20 protein-coding genes and 1 tRNA gene are annotated in these 21274 nt (G+C 68.4%); 10 read left to right on the top strand and 11 right to left on the bottom strand.

Going from position 1 to position 21274, the window contains the following annotated elements:
- Nucleotides 1–50 precede the first annotated feature (50 nt).
- On the top strand, nucleotides 51–1349 hold the full coding sequence (locus AB4Y91_RS13945) for an MFS transporter (RefSeq protein ID WP_441419035.1): 1299 nt from the start codon (nucleotides 51–53) through the stop codon (nucleotides 1347–1349).
- Nucleotides 1350–1396: 47 nt separating this feature from the next.
- Here AB4Y91_RS13945 and AB4Y91_RS13940 read toward each other — a convergent pair whose 3' ends face one another.
- Nucleotides 1397–1870 carry a hypothetical protein gene (locus AB4Y91_RS13940; protein ID WP_441419034.1) on the bottom strand — a complete coding sequence of 158 codons (474 nt, stop codon included), beginning with the start codon at nucleotides 1868–1870 and terminating at the stop codon, nucleotides 1397–1399.
- A gap of 70 nt (nucleotides 1871–1940) precedes the next feature.
- Between AB4Y91_RS13940 and AB4Y91_RS13935 the strand changes: the two genes are divergently transcribed.
- From AB4Y91_RS13935 to AB4Y91_RS13925, 3 genes are all read left to right on the top strand, one after another.
- Nucleotides 1941–2906, top strand: coding sequence for a hypothetical protein (locus AB4Y91_RS13935; protein ID WP_441419033.1), 966 nt, complete (start codon nucleotides 1941–1943; stop codon nucleotides 2904–2906).
- Between the two features lie 36 nt (nucleotides 2907–2942).
- On the top strand, nucleotides 2943–3182 hold the full coding sequence (locus AB4Y91_RS13930) for a hypothetical protein (RefSeq protein ID WP_441419032.1): 240 nt from the start codon (nucleotides 2943–2945) through the stop codon (nucleotides 3180–3182).
- Between the two features lie 174 nt (nucleotides 3183–3356).
- Complete coding sequence (locus tag AB4Y91_RS13925) at nucleotides 3357–4436, top strand: TRAP transporter substrate-binding protein (RefSeq protein WP_441419031.1); 1080 nt, start codon at nucleotides 3357–3359, stop codon at nucleotides 4434–4436.
- Nucleotides 4437–4557: 121 nt separating this feature from the next.
- Here AB4Y91_RS13925 and AB4Y91_RS13920 read toward each other — a convergent pair whose 3' ends face one another.
- The 7 genes from AB4Y91_RS13920 to AB4Y91_RS13890 all read right to left on the bottom strand — a co-directional run bounded on the left by AB4Y91_RS13920 (nucleotide 4558) and on the right by AB4Y91_RS13890 (nucleotide 11204).
- Nucleotides 4558–5403 carry an aldo/keto reductase gene (locus AB4Y91_RS13920; RefSeq protein WP_441419030.1) on the bottom strand — a complete coding sequence of 282 codons (846 nt, stop codon included), beginning with the start codon at nucleotides 5401–5403 and terminating at the stop codon, nucleotides 4558–4560.
- 128 nt (nucleotides 5404–5531) lie between these two features.
- Nucleotides 5532–5987 (bottom strand): hypothetical protein, encoded by a 456-nt coding sequence (locus tag AB4Y91_RS13915; RefSeq protein ID WP_441419029.1) that lies wholly within the window; start codon nucleotides 5985–5987, stop codon nucleotides 5532–5534.
- A 7-nt stretch (nucleotides 5988–5994) separates the two neighbouring features.
- A complete protein-coding gene (locus AB4Y91_RS13910) occupies nucleotides 5995–6663 on the bottom strand; it encodes a bacterial proteasome activator family protein (RefSeq protein ID WP_441419028.1) in 669 nt (222 codons plus the stop codon).
- Nucleotides 6664–6876: 213 nt separating this feature from the next.
- Complete coding sequence (locus AB4Y91_RS13905) at nucleotides 6877–7068, bottom strand: YbdD/YjiX family protein (RefSeq protein ID WP_175323765.1); 192 nt, start codon at nucleotides 7066–7068, stop codon at nucleotides 6877–6879.
- An 11-nt stretch (nucleotides 7069–7079) separates the two neighbouring features.
- A complete protein-coding gene (locus AB4Y91_RS13900; protein ID WP_441419062.1) occupies nucleotides 7080–9371 on the bottom strand; it encodes a carbon starvation CstA family protein in 2292 nt (763 codons plus the stop codon).
- Between the two features lie 174 nt (nucleotides 9372–9545).
- The gene (locus AB4Y91_RS13895; protein WP_441419027.1) at nucleotides 9546–10079 is read right to left on the bottom strand and encodes a PadR family transcriptional regulator; all 534 of its coding nucleotides are present in this window, start codon (nucleotides 10077–10079) and stop codon (nucleotides 9546–9548) included.
- A 141-nt stretch (nucleotides 10080–10220) separates the two neighbouring features.
- Entirely contained in the window at nucleotides 10221–11204 is a 984-nt protein-coding gene (locus AB4Y91_RS13890) for an NAD(P)H-quinone oxidoreductase (protein ID WP_441419026.1), read from the bottom strand.
- A 157-nt stretch (nucleotides 11205–11361) separates the two neighbouring features.
- Between AB4Y91_RS13890 and AB4Y91_RS13885 the strand changes: the two genes are divergently transcribed.
- Nucleotides 11362–11449 (top strand) — tRNA-Ser (locus AB4Y91_RS13885).
- 66 nt (nucleotides 11450–11515) lie between these two features.
- Here the strand turns inward: AB4Y91_RS13885 and AB4Y91_RS13880 are convergent.
- Together AB4Y91_RS13880 and AB4Y91_RS13875 are read right to left on the bottom strand one after the other, a co-directional pair.
- Complete coding sequence (locus AB4Y91_RS13880) at nucleotides 11516–11752, bottom strand: hypothetical protein (protein ID WP_441419025.1); 237 nt, start codon at nucleotides 11750–11752, stop codon at nucleotides 11516–11518.
- Between the two features lie 5 nt (nucleotides 11753–11757).
- Entirely contained in the window at nucleotides 11758–12015 is a 258-nt protein-coding gene (locus AB4Y91_RS13875) for a hypothetical protein (RefSeq protein WP_441419024.1), read from the bottom strand.
- A 230-nt stretch (nucleotides 12016–12245) separates the two neighbouring features.
- On the opposite strand from AB4Y91_RS13875, the gene AB4Y91_RS13870 reads away from it, so the two are divergent.
- The 5 genes from AB4Y91_RS13870 to AB4Y91_RS13850 all read left to right on the top strand — a co-directional run bounded on the left by AB4Y91_RS13870 (nucleotide 12246) and on the right by AB4Y91_RS13850 (nucleotide 19055).
- Complete coding sequence (locus tag AB4Y91_RS13870; protein WP_441419023.1) at nucleotides 12246–12938, top strand: TetR/AcrR family transcriptional regulator C-terminal domain-containing protein; 693 nt, start codon at nucleotides 12246–12248, stop codon at nucleotides 12936–12938.
- A 23-nt stretch (nucleotides 12939–12961) separates the two neighbouring features.
- Nucleotides 12962–13192, top strand: coding sequence for a zinc-ribbon domain-containing protein (locus AB4Y91_RS13865; RefSeq protein ID WP_441419022.1), 231 nt, complete (start codon nucleotides 12962–12964; stop codon nucleotides 13190–13192).
- Between the two features lie 74 nt (nucleotides 13193–13266).
- Nucleotides 13267–13704 (top strand): helix-turn-helix transcriptional regulator, encoded by a 438-nt coding sequence (locus AB4Y91_RS13860; RefSeq protein ID WP_441419021.1) that lies wholly within the window; start codon nucleotides 13267–13269, stop codon nucleotides 13702–13704.
- Nucleotides 13705–13714: 10 nt separating this feature from the next.
- Nucleotides 13715–14116: a VOC family protein gene (locus AB4Y91_RS13855; protein ID WP_441419020.1), complete on the top strand. Its 402-nt coding sequence runs from the start codon at nucleotides 13715–13717 to the stop codon at nucleotides 14114–14116.
- Nucleotides 14117–14519: 403 nt separating this feature from the next.
- A complete protein-coding gene (locus AB4Y91_RS13850) occupies nucleotides 14520–19055 on the top strand; it encodes an ExeM/NucH family extracellular endonuclease (protein ID WP_441419019.1) in 4536 nt (1511 codons plus the stop codon).
- 245 nt (nucleotides 19056–19300) lie between these two features.
- On the opposite strand, the gene AB4Y91_RS13845 is transcribed toward AB4Y91_RS13850, so the two are convergent.
- Entirely contained in the window at nucleotides 19301–21265 is a 1965-nt protein-coding gene (locus AB4Y91_RS13845; RefSeq protein ID WP_441419018.1) for an FAD/NAD(P)-binding protein, read from the bottom strand.
- Nucleotides 21266–21274 lie beyond the last annotated feature (9 nt).

Raw genomic sequence — 21274 nt, 5'->3', positions numbered from 1 at the left:
GGACCCCGGCTGCTCTTGTCATTCACGCCCCCGTCCGCGACCCTTGGGAAATGGACCGGCCTGAGCGCGAGGTGCCCGCCCCTCCCGGGCCGGACCCCGCCGCGACGCCGACCGGACCCGGGATGGCAGCACCGGGACCGGCACCGGCCGCGTCCCCCACTGCATCACGGGCAGGCGGCCGCCGGCCGTGGGGCACGGTGGTGGGCTTCGGGCTGGTCAGCCTGGCGACCGACGTCGTCTCCGACGGCGCCCGCCCGCTCGCCGGACCGCTGCTGGCGCAGCTCGGCGCCTCCGCGCTCATCGTAGGGCTTGTCACCGGCGGGGCCGAGGCAGCGGCGCAGGGCCTGCGCTTGGTCTTTGGGCCCTGGGCGGACCGCACCCGCCGGTACTGGACCTTCACGCTGGCGGGCTACGCCCTGACGGCGCTCTGCGTGCCGCTGCTGGCCGTCGCCCCGGCCGCGGGTGCCGCCGGGCTGGTCCTGGCGTCGGCGCTGATCATCGGGGACCGGGTGGGCAAGGCCGTGCGGAGCCCGGCAAAGACCGTGCTGCTCGCCTCAGTGGCCAAGCGGGTGGGGCGCGGCCGCGGCTTCGCCGTGCACAAGTCCCTGGATCTCACCGGCGCGCTCCTCGGTCCGCTGATCGTGGCGGCCGTGCTGGCGGCCACCGGCCTCATCTCGGCCGCTTTTGCGGTCCTGGCTGTTCCCGCTGTGGTGGCGCTCGCGCTGTTGCTCTGGTTGCGCCGCCGCGTCGCGGAGCCCGGCGGCACTCCGGCGCCGCCTGGAACGGCGGGCAAACCGCCGTCGTTGTTCACCGGCGTTTTCCTGCTGTTCGCGGTGTGCGCCTTCTTCTGGAGTGCGGGTCTGGTGGCTTTCGGCGTGATTTCCTACCATTTGACCGCTGCTGTGGCGGTTCCGGCGCCCGTGGTGCCGCTGCTCTACGCCGCGGCCATGGGCGCGGCGGCACTCGGCGCGCTGGGGAGCGGCTTCCTCTACGACCGCGCGGGCCCGGCCGTATTGCTGGCGCTGCCGGTGCTGATTGCGGCCGTGCCCGTACTGGCATTCTCCACCGGCGTGGCCCTGGTGGTGGCTGGCGTGGCCAGCTGGGGCGCCGCCACCGGAATCCAGGACTCGACGGTCAAGGCGCTCGTGGCGGACCTCGTGCCGGAGCCGCGGCAGGGATCGGCGTACGGGGTCTTCGCGGCTTTCGAGGGAGCCGGCGCGCTGGCCGGCGGCGCGCTCTATGGCGCCCTCTACGGGGCGTGGCCCGCGCTGATCGCAGCGGTCGCCGCGCTGCAGGCGGCTGCCCTGGTGCTGCTGCTCATGACAGTGCGAAGGGCGCGCCGGGCCTGAGGCCCGGGCGCGCCCCTCGGAATGGTCAGTGCACCGTCAGCGCACCGTCAGCGTGCCCACACGGACGCGGCGCCGGAGTGCCCGGTGATGATGCTCTGGTACAGGAAGAAGGCGCCGGCCAAGGCTCCTGCAACCAGCAAGACGGTCCGCAGGACCCGGTTTTCGCGCAGGCCGCCGAGGAAGGCGAAGCGCCGGCCGATCGGTTCGAAGCTCACGATAATCATCGCCGCGACGATCACGAAGAAGATGATCGACACCACCTTCAGCACGTCACCTTGTTCGGCATGTTCCCGGACCAATTCCGTCGACGGACGGGCCTTCTGCAGCTGCTCCCCCGCCTGCGCGGTGATGAGCGCGACCGGAACCAGCCCCAGCGAGAGAACACCCAGCGGCCAGGCCAGGTACCGCCGCCAGCGGGTTACGGCAGCGTAGGCGATGGCGGCGAGGCCGGCGATCGGGCCAAGCACAACGACGGCGTGGACCAGAAGGATGTGGGCCGGGAGGCCGCCTATTTCAATCACGTGGAATCTCCTGCGGTGGACGTGTGCTGCGCGCCCCCGGCGTGGGGGCCGGAGCTTCTATGATTCTTGCATGGCAAAACGTGAGCTCGCGGACATTGCGGCGCAGCTCTACGGGATGCCGTTCGACAGCTTTGTCGCAGGCCGCAATGCCGCGGCCAAGGAACTGCTCTCCGCAACGCCCGCGACGCCGGAGCTACGCTCCCGCGCGGCGGAGGTGCGCTCCCTGCCCAAACCCTCGGTGAGCGCCTGGGCCGTCAACATGCTCGCCTGGCGGCGGCCGGAAACACTCCGTGACCTGGCCGAGCTGGGACTCGCAATGCGCCGGGCCCAGGCCTCCCTCGACGCGGCAACGCTCCGCAGCCTCTCCCGCGAACGGCGGACCATGCTGGCCGGCGCGGTCGACGCAGCCCGCGCCGTGGCGGAGCAACAGGGGCGGAAAATCAGCGGCACCGTCGCGGCGGAAGTGGAACAGACCCTGCGTGCGGCCACGGCTGACGAGGGCGCCGCTGCCGCCGTCCGGAGCGGGCGGCTGCTCCGGACGCTCTCCGCCGACGGCGTCGACGTCGTTGACCTCGACGGCGCCGTCGCCGTCCCGGATGCGACCGGGGCAAGGCCGCCGGCCGCTCCCCCGGAGAACGCTGCGCCCCCGGCACCGGGCACGCCTCCGGCAACCGGCCAGCCGCGCCTGCGGGCCGTCCGGCAGGAACGGCCGGCGCCCAGCCCCTCGGCCAGGGAGCGCGCCCAGGCCGCCCTCCGGCAAGCCACCGACGCCGCCCGTTCCAGCGCCGCCGAGGCAGAACGCGCATCCGGGGAACTAGAGGACGCGACGGACGCTGCGGCTGCACTGACGGAGGAGGCTGCCGGGCTCAGGGAACAGCTGGCGCGTGCCGAGGCCGGGCTGCGGCAGGCCCGAAAGCGGCTCGAACTGGCCTCGGCTGCCGCGCAGCAGGCAGCCCGGACGGCGGAGAAAGACCGCCGCCGGGAGGACCTGGCCCGGGAACGGGTGCTGCGGCTGGGCAACACGCCGGGCGGATGACCACTTACTGTCAGAGGGCGGTTGCAGACTTAATTCATGGAACAGCATCAGGATTTCCAACATCAGGAGTTCACGGCAGCCCGGCAGGCAGCAGCCCCGTCCGCAGCAGAGCATTGGGAAGTCACCTACCTGGACACCGAGTGCGGCCGGATCCGCACCGAAGCGTTCGACGACGCCGCTGCGGCTGAGCGCTTTGCCAGCCGGCGCATCCAGGACGAACACGGCTGGGCGGTCATCGACGCCGTGCTGCCGCGTCAGGGCCGGGCCGCAGCGTAGACGGGAGGGCAACCTCGGACCTCGTGCGAAGGTCCTGACTCGTCAGGGAGCCCGGAAGTCCGTCCGGATGGCCTGTTGGCGGACGTCCCGAAGGAGTAACTTTCGGAGTGGAGGCTTCCTCTTCTGGTGTCAGCTACGTTGGGAGCTTCGCCTTGGACCCGAAAAGAGGCCAGCATGCAAGCACGGATGCGTGGTGCGGCGATCATGGCGGCGGCAGCCCTAGTCCTGACGGCGGCCGGATGCGGGGCCAGCGGACTTTCGCAGGCTGATCAGCAGTCCGCTGACGCGATGGTCCTGACCCTGGCCACCGCTGGCGGTCCCGACGGTCATTCCGCAGCGCAAGTCCGGGAATTCGCCAGCCAGGTGAAGGAACTCTCCGGCGGGTCGATCCGGATCGAACTCGTGCTCAGGGCGGCCGCCGACGAAGCAGGCGCATGGGACCAGGCCGTGGCCCAATCCACCGAAGGCGGCGACTTCGACATGGCGCTGGTCCCCACCCGGACCTGGGAGTCGGAGGGTGTCCTGTCCTTCACGGCACTCTCGGCGCCTTTCCTCCGGGCCTCGGACCAGGTGGTGGCGAAGATTGTCGCGCCGGAGATCGCCGGCAGCATGATGGCAGGGCTGAGGCCGATCGGACTCACCGGGCTCGCCCTGCTGCCCGACCGACCGCGGATGCTCTTTTCCTTCGATGGACCCGTAACGGCACCGGCGGACCTGGCCGGAAAAGTTGTCCGCGCCCCCGGTTCCAGCACGGGATACGCGACCCTGAAGGCCTTGGGAGCCAGGCCGCAGTCACTGGCGGGGGAACTTTTCACCGATGCGCTGACCAAGGGCACGGTTAAGGCCGCCGAGTCATCCTTCACCAGGGCCGGAACCTTTCCCCGGCCCAGCACAACCACGGGGAATCTGCCGCTGTACGTAAAGGTCAACTCGCTGGCCATTAACACCAAGACCTATTCGCACCTGGCCGCAGACGACCGGCGGATCCTGATGGAGGCGGCCGCGAAGACCCGGGAAGCAGTAACGAGCTCCATGGTCCACACCGCCGACGAGGCGGCAGCCTACTGCCGAAGCGGCGGCACGATCGTCGCAGCCACCGACGAGCAGATCGCAGCATTCGAAGCTGCGGCGGCCCCGGTCTACGCCCAGCTTGAAAAGGATTCCGCCACGCGGGCACTTATCGCAAAGATCCGCGCCTTCGCCGACGCTCCGGACGGGGCCTTCGACGTCGCCCCCTGCAGTCCCGGCGCCTGACTGCGCGAAAACCACCTGTAGCCGATGCAAAGAAGACCGACGAAAAGAGCGGTCCAGGGCCAATAGCCCTGGACCGCTCACTTCTTACCTCCTGGGAGGAACCCCTAATTTACCGGGATGGCTAGGCGAAGTCGGAGACCGCCGGGTCTGCACCGATGCGGCCGGCGCCCTCTGCGGAGCGGTCCAGACCGTTGATGGCCTGCACGTCCGTCTCGTCGAGGGTGACGTCCAGGGCCGCGTAGTTCTCGCGGATCCGCGATTCGGTGACGGACTTGGGGATCACGACGTTGCCGATCGCGAGGTGCCAGGCGATGACCACCTGCGCCGGCGTGGCGTTGTGCTTGGCCGCGATCTGGGCGATGACCGGGCTTTCCAGCAGCTCGCCGCCCTGGCCCAGCGGCGACCATGCCTCGGTGAGAATGCCCTTGGATGCGTTGAATTCACGCAGCTCCGCCTGGTTGAAGAACGGGTGCAGCTCGATCTGGTGGATCGCCGGAACCACGCCGGTTTCGTCGATCAGGCGCTGCAGCCCCTCCTTGGTGAAGTTGGAGACTCCGATGGTCTTCACGCGGCCCTGCTTCTGCAGCTCGATGAGCGCCTTCCAGGTGTCAACGTACTTGTCCTGCTTGGGCTGCATCCAGTGGATAAGGTAGAGGTCCAGGGTCTCGAGGCCAAGGCGTTCCATGGATTCCTCGAACGCCTTCAGGGTGGACTCGTAGCCCTGGTCCGCGTTCCACAGCTTGGTGGTGATGAAGATTTCCTCCGGCTTCAGGCCCGAACGCTGGATCGCGCGGCCTACCCCGGCTTCATTTCCGTAGATCTTGGCGGTGTCGATGTGCCGGTAGCCGGCCTCGAACGCCTGGACGACGACCTTCTCGGCGATGTCGTCCTCAACTTGCCACACGCCGTAGCCGAGCTGCGGGATGGTGTTGCCGTCATTGAATGTCAGTTCGGGTGAAGAAGTCATTCGTCCATCCTGCCAAGCGGCTGCCCCTCAGGCCAGTGTTTTGACGCCGCTAAGCTAGGCGCTTAACCCGGAATATCCTTAGCACCCGGTGTTTCGACCCGGTCACCCGCCGGGATGTGGGCGCAACATCAGCCTTGCGTTGCTGCGTCCGCGAGCCGCCGTTCGGCGTCGTCGATGTGTTCCACGACGGACTCCGCGCGGCGGCGCACGGACGCCGCACCGACCGGGACCGGCCCGACGGCGAGGCGCAGCATCGCCGCTGCTTCCGCGGTCATGGCCAGCGAGTTGCCGGCCGTGGACAGGGAACGGTGCACGCCGGCCAGGGCTCCAGGGATGTCGAGGCCGTCGCTGGGCGAGCGGCGTTGAGCCTCCACGCAGATCTGCCGGACCCGCCCGGCCAGGGCGGACAGTTCGTTGGCGATCTCGACCAGCTCCGCGTAGAGGGCCTCATCCTCGACGCCTTCGAGGACCTGGTGGTACCGGTCCAGTCCCCGGACAAACCGGTCGTGGGCGCGCCGCCACAGGCCCTTGCCGAGTTCGGCGTCGTCCTTGCGTCCCTGCCGTGCCGCGCTAAAGAAACCCAACGGTGGCCTAGAGGTACTGGCCGGGACCGTGGTCCGGGTCGGCGGGTCGGACCGGCTGCGTGGGATCCGCGCCGGGCTGGGGCTCGGCGGCGCGTTGCGGTTCGCCGTTTTCCCCAATGATGACGCCGGGCGCGATCATGGTGCCGGGCGGCAGCTGGCGGAGTTGCAGCTGCGCGGCCGCGTGCTCCCGGGCGGCATGCTGGGCCGCGATCGCGGTCTGGATGCCGTGGAAGAGTCCCTCCAGCCAACCGACCAGCTGGGCCTGGGCGATGCGCAATTCCGCGTCGGAAGGGGTGCCGTCCTCGGGGAACGGCAGATGGATCCGCTCGAGTTCCTGCACCAGCTCGGGCGCGAGCCCGTCTTCCAGTTCCTTGATCGAGCGTTCGTGGATTTCTGCCAGCCGGATCCGCGCCGCGTCGTCCAGCGGGGCGGACTTCACCTCGTCGAGCAGCTGCTTCAACATGGTGCCGATCCGCATGACCTTGGCGGGTTCGTCCACCAGGTCCTGCAGGTGGCTGGCCCGGTTGCGCACGCCCGGCCCGCGGGAATCCGAGGGGCCCTGGGCCGGGCCCGTGGCCGCCGCTTCGGTGTCGGGTGCGTCCTGCGGCGGGGCGGACGTGGTGATGCCCTCCACCGGAGTGTCGTCGCCGGACTGAGTGTCGATCGGATCGCTCATGGCTTCATACTCTCACGCGCGGCAGCGAAGGGCAGGGGTGGATGACGCCCCGTGCCGCACCCCGGCGAAGCGCCCGCGCAGTGCGCGGTTAGGCGCCTGCGCAGTGCGCGGTTATGCGCCTGCGCAGTCCCCGGCGTCGTATCCCGTAAACGGCGGAAGGCGCCGTCGGGAACGAGTGTTCCCGACGGCGCCTTCCGGATTGCGACAGCGGTGTCAGCAGCAACGGCCTTGCGGATTGCTGTCCTGGCGGTCCGTGTGGTCGCGCCAGAAGTCCCGTTCACACATCGGCGGACCGTCGTGGCCGGAGGCCTCATGGTGCTCCAGGTACTTCTTGTAGGCATCGGCACCGAGGACACCGCTGAAGTACTCAGCAAAGCCCCGGAATCCCGCTACGAGTGCATTCATGGCAGCAACCGTCAGTGCCGTGCGGCGTGTTCGAGCCGCTGGTCTGCGGGCAGCTTCTTCCACTCCGCGTCCAGCTCCCGCTCGGCCGCGGTCGGGAACAGCCCGGCCGGCGCGAACACGCGGGACGGCTGGGCCGGGTCCTCGTATTCGACGTTGGCGATGCCGGCGGAGGCATTGCGGAAGGCCTTTGCCGTCGCGATCAGGGCCGTGATGATGACGATGATGCTCAGCACCACGAAGATGATCGAAAGCCAGCCCTGGATCATCGTGTTGCGGACCACGGCTTCCATGGCGGCTTGCGTCTTGGCCGTGCCGAAGGAGGTCTTTCCGTCGGCCAGTGCCTTGGCGAACGCCGCGTTGTTGGCGAAGTACCCGACGGCGGGGACCGGCGAGAAAATCTTGTAGAAGCTCGCGGTGATGGTGACGACGGACGCGAAGGCCAGCGGCAGCGCCACGATCCAGAGGTACTTGAAGGTGCCGCGCTTGGCAACGATGGCGAGCACCACCGACAGGGCAATGGCCGCCAGCAGCTGGTTGGCGATGCCGAACAGCGGGAACAGCGTGTTGATGCCGCCCAGCGGGTCGGTGACGCCCATCAGCAGCACCAGGCCCCACGCGGCGACCATCACCGCAGTGGCGAGCCAGGCCCCCGGCCGCCAGGAGTGGTCCTTGAACTTCGGCACGAAGTTGCCGATCGAGTCCTGCAGCATGAACCGCGCGACGCGGGTGCCGGCGTCGACCGCCGTGAGGATGAAGAGCGCCTCGAACATGATGGCGAAGTGGTACCAGAAGGCCATCATCGCGGTGCCGCCGATGAACTGCTGCATGATGTGCGCCAGGCCCACGGCGAGCGTGGGAGCGCCGCCGGAGCGGGAGATGATGCTTTGCTCGCCGACGTCCTTGGCGGTCTGGGCGAGTACATCCGGGGTCATGTTGACTCCGGCCAGGCCCAGGCTGTTGACCCACTGCGCGGCCGATTCGACGGTGCCGCCGGTCAGGGCGACCGGGGCGTTCATGGCGAAGTAGATACCGCGGTCGATCGAGATCGCCGCCACGAGCGCCATGATGGCGACGAAGGATTCCATCAGCATGCCGCCGTAGCCGATCAGGCGGGTCTGGCGTTCCTTTTCGATGAGCTTCGGCGTCGTGCCGGAGGAAATCAGGGCGTGGAAGCCGGAGAGGGCGCCGCAGGCGATGGTCACGAACAGGAACGGGAACACGGCCCCGGAGAAGACCGGGCCGTTGTCGCGCGAGGCGAACTCACTGAACGCCGGGACCGTGATTTCGGGCCGCACCACGATGATGGCCAGGGCCAGCATCACGATCACGCCGATCTTCATGAATGTGGAGAGGTAGTCGCGCGGTGCCAGCAGCAGCCACACGGGCAGGATCGCGGCGATGAAGCCGTAGATGATCAGGCCCCAGGCGATGGTGACCTTGTCCAGGTGGAAGAACGCGGCACCCCACTCGGTGCCGGCCACGGCGCCGCCGCCGATGATGGCGGCCATCAGCAGCACGAAGCCGATGAGCGAGACTTCCATGACCTTGCCGGGGCGGAGGTAGCGCAGGTAGACGCCCATGAAGAGGGCGATCGGGATCGTCATGCCGACGGAGAACACACCCCATGGGCTTTCGCCGAGGGCGTTGACGACGACGAGGGCCAGGATGGCCACGATGATCACCATGATCAGCAGGGTGGCGACGAGGGCGGCGGTGCCGCCGATTACGCCGAGTTCCTCGCGCGCCATCTGGCCGAGCGACCGTCCGCCGCGGCGCATGGAGAAGAAGAGCACCAGGTAGTCCTGGACGGCGCCGGCGAGGACGACGCCGATGATGATCCAGATGGTGCCGGGCAGGTAGCCCATCTGGGCCGCGATGACCGGGCCGACGAGCGGGCCGGCGCCTGCGATGGCGGCGAAGTGGTGGCCGAACAGCACGTTGCGGTCGGTCCGGACGTAGTCCTTGCCGTCCGCCTTGTATTCGGCAGGGGTGGCGCGGCGGTCGTTCGGCTTGGTGATGTACCGCTCGATGACCTTGGAATAGAAGCGGTAGCCGATCAGGTATGTGCAGACCGAGGCGAACACGAACCAGATCGCGTTGACCGTCTCACCGCGGACGATCGCGAGCATGAACCAGGCGACGCCGCCCAGCAGTGCGATCGCCGCCCAGAGCGCGATTTTCGCCGGTGTCCATTTGCGCTCTTCCGCTTCGCGGACGGATTCGTCGACGGCCGTGGCCGGAAGGCCCGGAACCGGCGTGATGCCGTCGTCGACTCGTGCGGTGTTTGACCCGCCATCTGGCATTGTGCCCATGTCTCCTCCTTGAGAAACCCCATCTGACAGATCAGCAGTCAGATCTGCCCCATGGCACCCTATCAACGCGGCATCCGAATGGACATGGACCCGGGGCAGGGACGCCCGGCGGCTCGCCAAGCGGTGCAGAGTCCGCGGTGAACGGCGTCACAACGGGGGTGCTTGTCAGGCCGGCCCGGCCAGCTGCATGAGGCGGGCTTCGCAGAGGTCCAGCCAGCGGACCTCCGCCTCGGTCTGGAAGATCAGCGAGTCGAGGACCAGCAGCCTGGCCGTGTCCGCGGGGCGAGGATGCGCCACGGCCTCGCGCCGGGACTTGGTGTACTCCTGCAGCGCCCGGATGGAGACGGCGCGCTGTGCCTGGATGAGTCCGCCGACGTCGACGGCGGGCAGCGTCAGCGCGAGGGCGAGCTTGATGGCCAGTTCGTTGCGCGGCGGATTGGAACGGCCCACGGGAGCGTGGAACCAGTCCCGGACCTCGGCGAGGCCAGCCGGGGTAATGCTGTAGACGATGTGGCCTTCACCGTCTGCGCCGTCTTTTTGGACGAGTCCCTCGCGTTCGAGGCGGTCGAGGGTGGTGTAAACCTGCCCGATGTTGAGGGGCCAGGAGGAGCCGGTGCGATCCTCGAACTCGGTCCTGAGCTGATACCCGTAGCGCGGCCGGTCCTGCAGCAGCGCGAGAAGGCTGTGGCGGATAGACATGGTGCCCCCGACGGTAGCAGGACGACAGCATACACGCGCCCCAAGACGCGTGTATACCGCGTATGGAATTACATTATCGTCGTTTACCCGGGACAGCCACTTCGCATATGCCAATCCGCGTATGCTGTCCGTCACAGGGGGCTAGGTGACGAGCAGGACCTTGCCCACGTGCTCACCGGAGTCGAAGTACCGGTGGGCTGCCTGGACCTGGTCGAGGGGAAAGGTCTTCGCCACGAGCGGCCGGATCCGGCCGTCGGCGAGCAGCGGCCACACGGCGTCGCGGACCGCGTTCATGATGACCGTCTTTTCCTCCACCGGGCGGGGACGGAGCGAGGTGGCGATGATGGCCGCCCGTTTCCGCAGCAGCTGTCCGAGGTCCAGTTCGCCCTTCGTGCCGCCCTGCAGCCCGATGACGACGAGCCGGCCATATTCCGCCAGGGCGTCCACGTTCTGTCCGAGGTACTTGGCGCCCACGACGTCGAGAATGACGTCGGCGCCCTTCCCGCCGTTCTGGGCACGGAGGCTCTCGGGGAAGTGCTCCTCGGCGTAATTGATGGCAATGTCGGCACCGAGGAAGGCTTTCGCGGTGCCGACTTTCTCCGCGGTGCCCGCGGTGGTCGCCACCCGAGCGCCGAGGGCCTTCGCCAGCTGGATGGCCATGGTGCCGATGCCGCCGGTGGCCCCGTGGATGAGCACCGTTTCCCCGGCCTGCAGCTGGGCCGTCATGACAAGGTTCGAATAGACCGTGGCCGCGACTTCCGGCAGCGACGCGGCGGTGACCAGGTCCACGCCGTCGGGAATCCTCAGGACCTGCCCGGCCGGAACGGCCACCTGCTCGGCGTAGCCCCCGCCGGCCAGCAGCGCGACGACTTTGTCCCCGACGGAGAAGGGCTTGGTGACACCGGGGCCGAAGCCCGCGATTCGCCCGGAGACTTCGAGTCCGGGAATTTCCGAGGCGCCCGGGGGCGGCGGATAGAACCCCATGCGCTGCTGGACGTCCGCCCGGTTGAGCCCGGCAGCAACCACATCGATCAGCACCTCGCCCTGGCCGGGAACGGGTGCCGGGACCTCGTGGACCTCCAGGACCTCCGGACCGCCGGGCTCTGAGATGTAGACAGCCTTCATGGAGAACTCCCGATTCCTTACTGATTTCGTGCGGGCGGGGCGTCCGCGCACGCGGCGCGGGCAACTCCCGTTTCCAGAGTAGGTGGCCAAACCGGCGTCGTCTGCGAGCGCCGCCACTTTTGTGGCTGCCTACCGGCTATGAAACACTACTCTTCAGGGAAGGTTGTCCGAGCGGCCGATGGAGCTGGTCTTGAAAACCAGTGTGCGGTAACCCCGTACCAAGAGTTCGAATCTCTTACCTTCCGCGGGAGCGCAGATTTTGCGCGGTTCAGAGGCCGGTGGCGGCGATCGAAAGATTGCCACCACCGGCCTTACCTGTTCCGCCGACGGGCAATGGCGGCGGCAAATGTTGCAGTGGTCGCCAGCACCCTGGAAAGACCGCAGCGCGTGCAGGTGACAGCCAGGGCGAGGGTTTCGTCCCCGGCATCCAGAACGGCAGCGGAACCGGCGAGGAGGTGCCGGTCGCTGCGGCAGTCAGCGCACCAGGGACGGCGGCCACGGGGCTGGTTGGCGCTGACCGGCCGGTAGGTGCCCGAAGTGGCGGCCATCCGACTCACACCAGGCCGGGAAAGCTGGAGAGAATGTAATCCGCGGCGGCCGGGCCCTTCATGCGCAGCGGCGTATGCCCGGGACGGATCTTTTTCTCCTTCATGGCCGCCCAGAAGGCATCTTCGGGCCGGGGCGCACTCCGGGACAGGAAACACCAGCTGGTGTAGACCCCGTAAAGGCAATCCCGTCCGAGGACGGAACCGGATGCGGCGTCGGAGGTGGTGGCTTCTTGAAGGAACTGGTCATATTGCGAATCTGCCATGGTGGCTCGTTTCCGCCGGGTGCACAGGGCGCCGCCGAGGGCTACAGCAGCTGGTACTTGAACGCCATGCACGGGGCGCCAAGCGGGTCCGGATGCCGCAGTACGGCAACATCCAGGATGTATCTACAATGTAGACAATAGGCGTAGACTTCACTGTAAGCAAGCTTGTTGATCAATTTCCAGGGACGGCCCCGTTGTGGGACCGGCCCCTCCCGACAGGATCGGATTCCATGTCCCCCGCAGAAAAGCCGGCGCCCGCCCCGGCTCCCAAGAGCCGCCTCAGCCGGGAGCTTGTGCTGTCCGCGGCCCTGACGCTGGTTGACTCCGAAGGACTGGACGCGCTCACCATGCGCCGGCTCGGGCAGGAACTCGGCCGGGACCCCATGAGCCTGTACCGCTACGCCGAAAACCGCGCCGCCCTGCTTGACGGCGTCTCCGAACTCGTCCTCAACGAACTCGAAATCGTCCCCGACGACCCGGACTGGCAGGCCCAGCTCCGGCGCATCGCGCACTGTCTGCGCGAGCTCGCGCTCCGGCACCCGAACGTTGTGCCGTTGCTCGTAACACGCCCCCTGTCCACGCCCCTGGGACTCCGGCCGCTGGGGACCCTGCGTCCGCTGGAACAGATTCTCGCGCTGCTGATCGACGCCGGCTTCGCGCCGGCCGACGCCCTGCACGTCTATCGCGCCTACTACGGCTACCTGTACGGCCACATCCTCAATGAACTGCAGGAATTCATCGTGGATCCCGAGGAAAATGAGGCTCTTCTCCGCCTGGGCCTGCACCGGCTGCCGCCGAAGGAATTTCCCCGACTCCGGGCCCTGGCGCCGGTCCTCGCCGATTACGACGGAATGGCCGAGCTGGACGAAGGCATCACCATCCTGCTGACGGGCCTTGCAGCCCGCCTGTCGCCCACGGCCTAACCGCTTTCGAAAGGTGCCACGCAATGTTCCTCCTTTTCGGCCTTAAGACTGTCCTCAACGACCTGCCCGGACGGTTGGCCACCTGCCAGCACTGCGGCCAGTTCGTTCACCACCACCTGCAGCAACGCGCCACCAAGTTCACGCTGTTTTTCATCCCCATCTTCACCACCTCCAAGACCTACCGGATCACGTGCTCGAACTGCGGCCAGATTTCGGCAATCAAGTCGCGACAGGCAAAATCTCTGGCCTGGTGAAAGACCGGGGCCGAGTAGATAGCCGGCCGGGTGAAGCATCCCGCACGGGTCCTGACCAGCGCTAAGATGGCGGCATGACACCGCAGGAGCTGGCCAACCTGGGCCACCTGCGCCGGGCCCGGGACCTGATTGACCGCGACTACGCCCGGCCGCTCGACGTGCCCACCATGGCCGCCGGCGCCCTCATGTCCCCCGCGCACTTTTCCCGCCAGTTCAAGGCGGCCTACGGCGAGACGCCCTATAACTACCTCATGACCCGGCGGATCGAACGCGCCATGGCGCTGCTGCGAGCCGGTGCCAGCGTGACCGACGCCTGCATGGAAGTCGGCTGCACCTCGCTGGGCTCCTTCAGTTCCCGGTTCACAGAGATCGTCGGGATGGCCCCCAGCGCGTACCGCGACCGGGAACACCGTGCGGTGAAGGCCATGCCGTCCTGCGTCGCCCGGCAGCACACGCGGCCGTCGCGGAAGCCGAGCAGGATTGAAGAAGCGCCCCCGCTCCCGCCGTCGTAGCGTGTGAGTCATGAACATTTCACTGCAGTACGCACAAATCACCGTCAACGACGTCGACGAGTCGCTCGCCTTCTACCGCGACGTGCTGGGCCTGGAGGTGCGCAACGACGTCGGCTCGGACGGCCACCGCTGGGTCACCCTCGGCAGCGCCGCACAGCCTGATCTGGAGATCGTGCTCTCTCCCCCGCACGCCGGCCGTTCCAAGGACGACGGCGACGCGCTCCAGCAACTGCTCACCAAGGGCGTCCTGCCCGTGATCGTGTTCCGCACGGACGATCTCGATGCCACCTTCGAGGCTGTCCGCGGCGCCGGCGCGGAAGTCCTCCAGGAACCCATCGTGCAACCGTGGGGACCGCGGGACTGCGCCTTCCGCGACCCGTCCGGCAACATGGTCCGCTTCAACCAGGCCTGAACCGGCGCTCCGGGCGGAGCCTTTCCGCCGCCCCTAACGCCTGAGCCAGGGCGCCAACTAAATCCTTTGGAAAAATTGCCACAAGAAATACCGGCCAGCCGCTTCCCAAGCGCCTACTGGCCGGTATTCTTTTGAGTGCCCGGGCCAGGGGGACGGCCGGGCAGTCAAAAAAGCTCTACCAACACCGTCGCTGGGGCACCTTGTTGGGGTTCCGTGCCGGCTGTGAGGCGTTCCGCTGGGGGCCGTCTCGCCGAATGCACACTCAATCCACCCTGTGTTCATTCACCCCTGTTTTGCTGTGCCGGGATCTGCTTGACCAGGAGCAGACCGGCCGGTCCGCGGGCCACCTACCCGGACATCGCACCCAGCCCTTACCCGGGCACCCTAATGAGAGTTAGAGCGGATGAAAATCACACCTTGGAAAACAGCGCTGGGCACAGCACTGTCCGCGGGGCTCATCGCAGCGCCGCTGACCGCTTTGCCCGCCGCCGCACTGGAGGTCTCACCGGCAGCCGCCGGAACTTCGCCGGTCATCGTCAACGAGGCCTACCTCAGCGGCGGCAGCGCCGGAGCGGCCTACAAGAACAAGTTCGTGGAGCTGTACAACACCTCGGACGCCCCGGTCGCGCTGGACGGCTGGTCCATCCAGTACCGCTCCGCCACGGGCACCACCGCCCCGAGCACCACGGTGCCCCTGTCCGGCACCGTCGCCGCCAAGGGGTACTACCTGCTAAAGGGTGGCAGCAACGGCACCGCCGGACTTGATCTGCCCGCCGCGGACGTCACCGCCACCGGCTTCAACCCGGCCGGCGCCGGCGGAACGATCGTCCTGGCCAAGCAGGCCACCGCCCTGACTACGCTGGCCACCGGCTCCGTCGTCGAACCCACGAACGTCGCCGACCTGCTCGGCTACGGCAGCTCCAACACCTTCGAAACCCAGGCGGCAACGGCGCCGTCGGGCAACACCGATGTCAAGAGCATGAACCGCAGCGGCGGTGCGGACAGCAACAACAACGCCGCTGACTTCACGCTTAACGGCGCCATCACGCCTAAGGCGGCCAACGGTGAAACCGCCCCGGTTGATCCGGGACCGGTCACTCCCCCGACGGCCAAGAGCATCGCGGAGATCCAGGGCACCGGCGCGGCCAGCCCGCTCGCCGGCACCTCCGTCACCACCCGCGGAAAGGTCACGGCGACCTTCCCGACAGGCGGCTTCGCAGGCTTCTACATCCAGACGCCCGGAACCGGCGGCGATCTGACCCCGGCCAACCACACGGCGTCGGACGCCATCTTCGTCTACGCGCCGTCCGCCGTCGCCGGAGTGCAGATCGGCGATTACGTCGAGGTCACCGGCGACGTTGCCGAGTACTACGGCATGACCCAGCTCAACGTCGCCGGCGCCGCCGGAGTCACTAAGCTGACGGACGCCGCCCCCGAGGTCAAGGCCACCGGCTTCGCCCTTCCGGCCGACGAGGCGTTCCGCGAATCCCTCGAGGCCATGCTGCTGACGCCGCAGGGGCCGGTCACTGTTGCGGACAACTACTCGCTGAACCAGTACGGCGAAATCGGCCTGGCCGGCGGCACCACCCCGCTGGAGCAGCCCACCGCCGTCGCCCCCTACGGCTCCGCCGAATACACCGCCACCGTCGCGGCCAACGCCGCCCGCGGCATCAAGCTCGACGACGGCGCCAGCACCAACTTCCTCAAGGACGCCACCAACAAGGCACTGACGCTGCCGTACCTGACCACCGCGGATCACGTCCGGGTGGGCGCGCCGGTGACGTTCAAGACCAACGTGGTGCTCAGCTACGCCAACAGCGCCTGGAAGTTCCAGCCGCTGACCCAGCTGACCGCCGCCAACGCGGACACGGTCCAGCCGGCCGGCTTCGGCGCCACCCGCGCCGAGGCCCCGACGGCGGTGGGCGGCAACCTCAAGCTTGCCTCGTTCAACGTGCTCAACTACTTCCCCACCACCGGCGACCAGGTCGCCGGCTGCAAGTTCTACACGGACCGGGCGGGCAACCCCATCACCGTCAGCGGCGGCTGCAACGTCCGCGGCGCCTCGAACGCCGAAAACCTCAAGCGCCAGCAGGACAAGATTGTTGCCGCCATCTCCAAGTCCGGCGCCGACGTCGTCACCCTGATGGAGGTCGAGAACTCGGCCCAGTTCGGCAAGAACCGGGACGACGCCCTGGCGAAGCTGGTCGACGCCCTGAACGTCGCAACCCCCGGCATCTGGGACTACGTCCGCACCCCCGCCAACGCACCCCCGCTGGCCGATGAGGACATGATCCGCACCGCCTTCATTTACAAGAAGGCCGCGGCGGAGCCGCTGGGCGAATCCATCATCCACAACGACACAGCTGCCTTCGCCAGTGCCCGCAAGCCGCTGGCCCAGGTCTTCAAGCCGGTCGGCGCGGCCGATGACAAGAAGTTCATCGCGATCGCCAACCACTTCAAGTCCAAGGGCTCGGCTGCAACGCCGGACGACACCGACAAGGGCCAGGGCGCCTCGAACCTCGCCCGCACCGCCCAGGCGCAGTCCCTGCTGGCCTTCTCCGACGAGCTGCAGAAGTCCAAGGGCACCAACAAGGTCTTCCTAATCGGCGACTTCAACTCCTACGCCAAGGAGGACCCGATCAACGTCCTCACGGCGGCCGGGTACGTCAACCAGGACGAAAAGGCCAAGAACGCCGACGGCAGCGCCAAGCACTCCTACCTCTTCGGCGGCCTGGTGGGCTCACTGGACCACATCCTCGCCTCGCCGGCGGCCAACGCCGTCGTCACCGGCGCGGACATCTGGAACATCAACTCGGTGGAGTCCGTGGCGCTGGAATACAGCCGCCACAACAACAACGTCACCGACTACTACGCTCCGAACCAGTTCCGCGCCAGCGACCACGATCCGGTCGTCGTCGGACTGGACCTGCCCACCACCCCGGCCAGCGTTGACCTGAACTTCCTGGGCATCAACGATTTCCACGGCCGCATCGATTCCAACACGGTGCTGTTCGCCGGAACGATCGAGAAGCTCCGGGCCGCCGCGGCCCCCGGCGCCACCGCGTTCCTCTCCGCCGGCGACAACATCGGCGCCTCGCTGTTCGCCTCGGCCGTCGCCAAGGACCAGCCGACCATCGATGTCCTTAACGCCCTGGACCTCCGCACCTCGGCCGTGGGCAACCACGAGTTCGACGGCGGCTGGGCCGACCTGCGCGACCGGGTCATCGCCGGCGGCGGCAACGCAAAGTTCCCGTACCTCGGCGCCAACGTCTACCAGAAGGGCACCACCGAGCCGGCGCTGCCCGAATACACCGTTCTGGACATGAACGGGATCAAGGTCGCCGTGATCGGCACCGTCACGCAGGAAGTGCCGTCCCTGGTCACCCCTGCCGGGATCGCGGACCTTGAGTTCGGCGATCCCGTCGATGCCATCAACCGGGTCGCCGCCAAGATCAAGGCGGGCAAGCTCGCCGACGTGATCATCGTGGAGAACCACGACGGCGCCGGTTCCGGCACTCCCGAGGGCGCCACCCTGGAGCAGGAGGTCGCCGCGGGCGGCCCCTTCGCCAAGATGGTCAAGGAAGTCACCCCGGATGTCGCCGCGATCTTCAACGGCCACACCCACAAGCAGTACGCCTGGGACGCACCCGTGCTGGATTCTGCCGGGCAGCCCACGGGCAAGACCCGTCCGATCGTCCAGACCGGCAACTACGGCGAGTTCATCGGACAGATCCAGCTCACCATCGACACCAAGACCATGTCCGTCACCGGCTACAAGGCGGCCAACGTCAAGCGCACCACGGACCCGGCGGCCGACCTGGTCGCCGCGTACCCGCGGGTGGCTGCGGTCAAGACCATCGTGGACAAGGCCGTCGCCGACGCCGCCGTGATCGGCAACCAGCCCGTCGGCACGGTCACCGCGGACATCACGACGGCGTTCGGCGGAACCCCCGCCGTGCGTGACGACCGCGCGAGCGAATCCACGCTGGGCAACCTCGTGGCGGACTCGCTCGTGGACGCGCTCAAGGCGCCGGAGCTCGGCGCCGCAGAAATCGGCGTCGTCAACCCGGGCGGCCTGCGCAACGAGCTCTACTACGCACCGGACGGCACCATCACCTACGCCGAGGCCAACGCGGTCCTGCCGTTCGTGAACAACCTTTGGACCACCACGCTCACGGGCGCGCAGTTCAAGACGTTGCTGGAGCAGCAGTGGCAGACCAACCCGGACGGCACGGTCCCCAGCCGCGCCTACCAGCAGCTGGGCCTGTCCAAGAACGTCAACTACACCTACGACGCAGCCCGCGCCGCGGGTGACCGGATCACCGCGATCCGGGTCAACGGTGCGCTGATCGATCCGGCGAAGTCCTACCGGATCGGCACGTTCAGCTTCCTGGCCACCGGCGGCGACAACTTCCGCATCTTCAAGTCCGGCACCGGCACCAAGGACTCAGGGCTGGTAGACCGCGACGCGTGGATCAAGTACCTGCAGACGCACACGCCCGTCTCGCCGGACTTCGCGCGCCGTTCCGTGGCCGTGGTGAACACCACCGCGGCCGAGGTCAAGAGCGGGGAGCCGATCACCCTGGCGGTCTCCAAGCTGGACCTCACCTCGCTCGGCAGCCCGGCCAACACCTCGCTGCGGGCCGAGTTCGCCGACGCCGCGGGCACCGTGACCGCGCTCGGGACGGTGCCGGTTTCCGCCGGCGCGGCCACCGTGAGCGTGCTGGTGCCGGCCGGCGCTGTTGCGGGCACGGGCACCCTGGTGCTCACCGCCGTCGAGTCCGGCACTGTGGTGAAGGCGGACGTGCTGGTCGCGGCCAGCGTGCCGGTCCCGCCGCAGTGCACCGCGCCGGTCAAGCCGAAGCGGCCCGCGGACCTCGTGGGTCAGGCCAACTACGGCACGGCAATGGCCGCGTACCGGAAATGCCTGAAGGGCTAGTTCCGTAGCCCAGCCTCAGTGAGCATGCCCCTCCCCCGGCCGGAGCGGTGGACATATTGTGCAAGTGTCCACTGCCCGGCCCGGGGAGGGGACATGCTCATTTTTCGTTGGCCCTGGGGTCGGCCACTCCACTAACCCGGGCGGGGCTGCTGTGGCGGATGAGGCACCATCCCTCGGACTGGATCCGGACCCGGACGAACGCTCCGAAACCCGCGGCATCCACCCCGGCGCCGAGAACCAGGGCGCTACCGGGCGAGGATGTCCCGGGCAATCTCGTCAGCGTCGCGCAGCGTGCGCTGTCCGCTGCGGTAGACCGGCCCCTGCTGCTGCCGCGCCTCCGCGGCGATGGCGGTGCCCCATTGCGCGGCGGAGAGCTGCAGGCCCAGCACGTAGATCCCCTCCGTGACCGATCCGTTCGCACCGACGGGCCGGTAGGGATGCGGGAGCACCTCCAGCCCGGAACTCTGCACGGGCGTGCCTTCCACGCTCATCATGAGGCGCGGGCGCACCAGGCCGTCCGCGAGCAACTGCTCCAGCAGCGGCGACGCGTTGATCGCCACCCGGTTGGCAGGGGCCAGCGCCTCAATCAGCGCCGCGGCCTGTACTGCCTCACCGCCGCCGCCGTCCCGCCCGGCCACCCATGGGGAGGCGGCCGTGAACGCCCTGGCCTTGCGGTCGACGCCGAACTTGGGGTCCGGTCCCACGAAGCTGACCACGCCGGCGCGGGCCAGGGCCGCAAGCTGCTCGGCACGGAGGGCCGGCGGGCCGCTCGCGAGCCCTTCCACGAAGGACTCAAACCAGCCGCGCAGGCCGGCGACCCAGGACTGTTCGGTGATGCCGCCGTCGGCCACGGCCGTCTTCAGCACTGCCCGGCCGTGATGCAGGGCGCCGATCGCCATCTTCACCGGATCGTCCTCACCGAGCGCGGAGCGCCTCGCGTCGTCGAGCAGATAGTCGACGACGGCGGCATCCAGTTCCGCCCGGGACGCGAAGCTGCGGCCCGCCAGCGGCGCGGCAAGTCCCAGCAGGTCCAGCCGGTAGGCAGGGCGGACGTGGGCGTCGATCACCGCGCCGGCGGCCTCTTCCCACTTCACGGTGGAGTGGGCATGCGGCTGCAGCGCCTCCTCCAGTCCGGCCAGGAAGCCGGCCGGGTCCGCGCCCACGGCGTCCGGGTGCGTGCGTGCCAGGGTGGAGTAGTAGGCCCACACGACATCCCGGTGCAGCAGCGGCCACAGGTCGTGGTCGAAAGCGGGCAGGATCCCGGCGGCGGCAAACTTGGCGAGCGCATCCTCGGTGCAGTACCTCAGCGACACCGCTGCAGGGTAGTAGCCGGCCAGGGTCGCCTTCGCCCGGTACGGGGTTCCGCGGCGCGAGGCGGCGATGATGGACGGTTCCCGGCCGGACGGCAGGTACGTCAGCCCCGCCCCGTCCGGTGCGGGCAGGAATTTGCCGCCGCGACCCTCGGTCAGCTGGCCCATCACGTCGAAGAAGTTCAGGCCCATGCCCCGCACCAGCACCGGCTGGACAGCGGGAATTCCGGACCAGTCAACGTCGGCCGGGGCGGCCGGCGGCAGGTACTTCAGCCCGAGTTCGTCCGCCGCTGCCTGGAGCTCACGCTGCTCCGGGTTGAGACGGGAGTCCAGGTGGCCGAGCGCCAGCACCACGGACCCGACGGTGAGCTCGGTACCGTCGGCGAGTGCGACGTCGAACCCCGCGTTCCCGGGGCCCGCGGCCGGCCGGACCGAGGTCGCGGTGGTCTGATGGAAATCCACGGTGACCCCGGCGGGCAGCTTCTCCAGCAGCTCCTCGAGCGTGGACCTCAGGTAGCGGCCGTACAGCGCACGGCTGGGGAAGTCGGCGGAACCCAGGCCGGACAACTCGGTGCGTTCATCGGCCGACAGTGCCGGGTCCGGATCCTTCCGCTGCAGTTCCCGCCACTGGTCAAAGGTGCCCCCGGCCAGCGGCGCCGCGAGGTCCGGATCCTCGGGGACCACCGTGGGATAGAAGGACTGGGTGTTCATCAGGTAGAGACGGGACTGTCCGGGCTGCCAGACGTGGCCGGGGCCCGCGGGATAAGGGTCGATCACGTCGATGTGCAGGCAGGCTTCAGGGGTGGTCGGGGCCCAGTTGGCGAGCAACCGTTCCAGCGCGCTGGTACCCCGGGGACCGGCGCCAATCAGTGCCGTCCGGATGCTCTGCGATTTACCCACGGCATCCAG

The organism is Arthrobacter sp. YAF16, assembly GCF_052113385.1.
Lineage (GTDB): Bacteria > Actinomycetota > Actinomycetes > Actinomycetales > Micrococcaceae > Arthrobacter.
Note: the sequence above shows the minus strand (reverse complement) of the source record. Positions and strands in the feature narration are given on the sequence as shown.

What these genes read in the sequence shown, in the direction of transcription:
- AB4Y91_RS13945 (WP_441419035.1), top strand. Translation starts at nt 51, where the DNA reads ATGGACCGGCCTGAGCGCGAGGTGCCCGCCCCTCCCGGGCCGGACCCC.
- AB4Y91_RS13935 (WP_441419033.1), top strand. Translation starts at nt 1,941, where the DNA reads ATGGCAAAACGTGAGCTCGCGGACATTGCGGCGCAGCTCTACGGGATG.
- AB4Y91_RS13930 (WP_441419032.1), top strand. Translation starts at nt 2,943, where the DNA reads ATGGAACAGCATCAGGATTTCCAACATCAGGAGTTCACGGCAGCCCGG.
- AB4Y91_RS13925 (WP_441419031.1), top strand. Translation starts at nt 3,357, where the DNA reads ATGCAAGCACGGATGCGTGGTGCGGCGATCATGGCGGCGGCAGCCCTA.
- AB4Y91_RS13920 (WP_441419030.1), bottom strand. Translation starts at nt 5,403, where the DNA reads ATGACTTCTTCACCCGAACTGACATTCAATGACGGCAACACCATCCCG.
- AB4Y91_RS13910 (WP_441419028.1), bottom strand. Translation starts at nt 6,663, where the DNA reads ATGAGCGATCCGATCGACACTCAGTCCGGCGACGACACTCCGGTGGAG.
- AB4Y91_RS13905 (WP_175323765.1), bottom strand. Translation starts at nt 7,068, where the DNA reads ATGAATGCACTCGTAGCGGGATTCCGGGGCTTTGCTGAGTACTTCAGC.
- AB4Y91_RS13900 (WP_441419062.1), bottom strand. Translation starts at nt 9,371, where the DNA reads ATGCCAGATGGCGGGTCAAACACCGCACGAGTCGACGACGGCATCACG.
- AB4Y91_RS13895 (WP_441419027.1), bottom strand. Translation starts at nt 10,079, where the DNA reads ATGTCTATCCGCCACAGCCTTCTCGCGCTGCTGCAGGACCGGCCGCGC.
- AB4Y91_RS13890 (WP_441419026.1), bottom strand. Translation starts at nt 11,204, where the DNA reads ATGAAGGCTGTCTACATCTCAGAGCCCGGCGGTCCGGAGGTCCTGGAG.
- AB4Y91_RS13880 (WP_441419025.1), bottom strand. Translation starts at nt 11,752, where the DNA reads ATGGCCGCCACTTCGGGCACCTACCGGCCGGTCAGCGCCAACCAGCCC.
- AB4Y91_RS13875 (WP_441419024.1), bottom strand. Translation starts at nt 12,015, where the DNA reads ATGGCAGATTCGCAATATGACCAGTTCCTTCAAGAAGCCACCACCTCC.
- AB4Y91_RS13870 (WP_441419023.1), top strand. Translation starts at nt 12,246, where the DNA reads ATGTCCCCCGCAGAAAAGCCGGCGCCCGCCCCGGCTCCCAAGAGCCGC.
- AB4Y91_RS13865 (WP_441419022.1), top strand. Translation starts at nt 12,962, where the DNA reads ATGTTCCTCCTTTTCGGCCTTAAGACTGTCCTCAACGACCTGCCCGGA.
- AB4Y91_RS13860 (WP_441419021.1), top strand. Translation starts at nt 13,267, where the DNA reads ATGACACCGCAGGAGCTGGCCAACCTGGGCCACCTGCGCCGGGCCCGG.
- AB4Y91_RS13855 (WP_441419020.1), top strand. Translation starts at nt 13,715, where the DNA reads ATGAACATTTCACTGCAGTACGCACAAATCACCGTCAACGACGTCGAC.
- AB4Y91_RS13850 (WP_441419019.1), top strand. Translation starts at nt 14,520, where the DNA reads ATGAAAATCACACCTTGGAAAACAGCGCTGGGCACAGCACTGTCCGCG.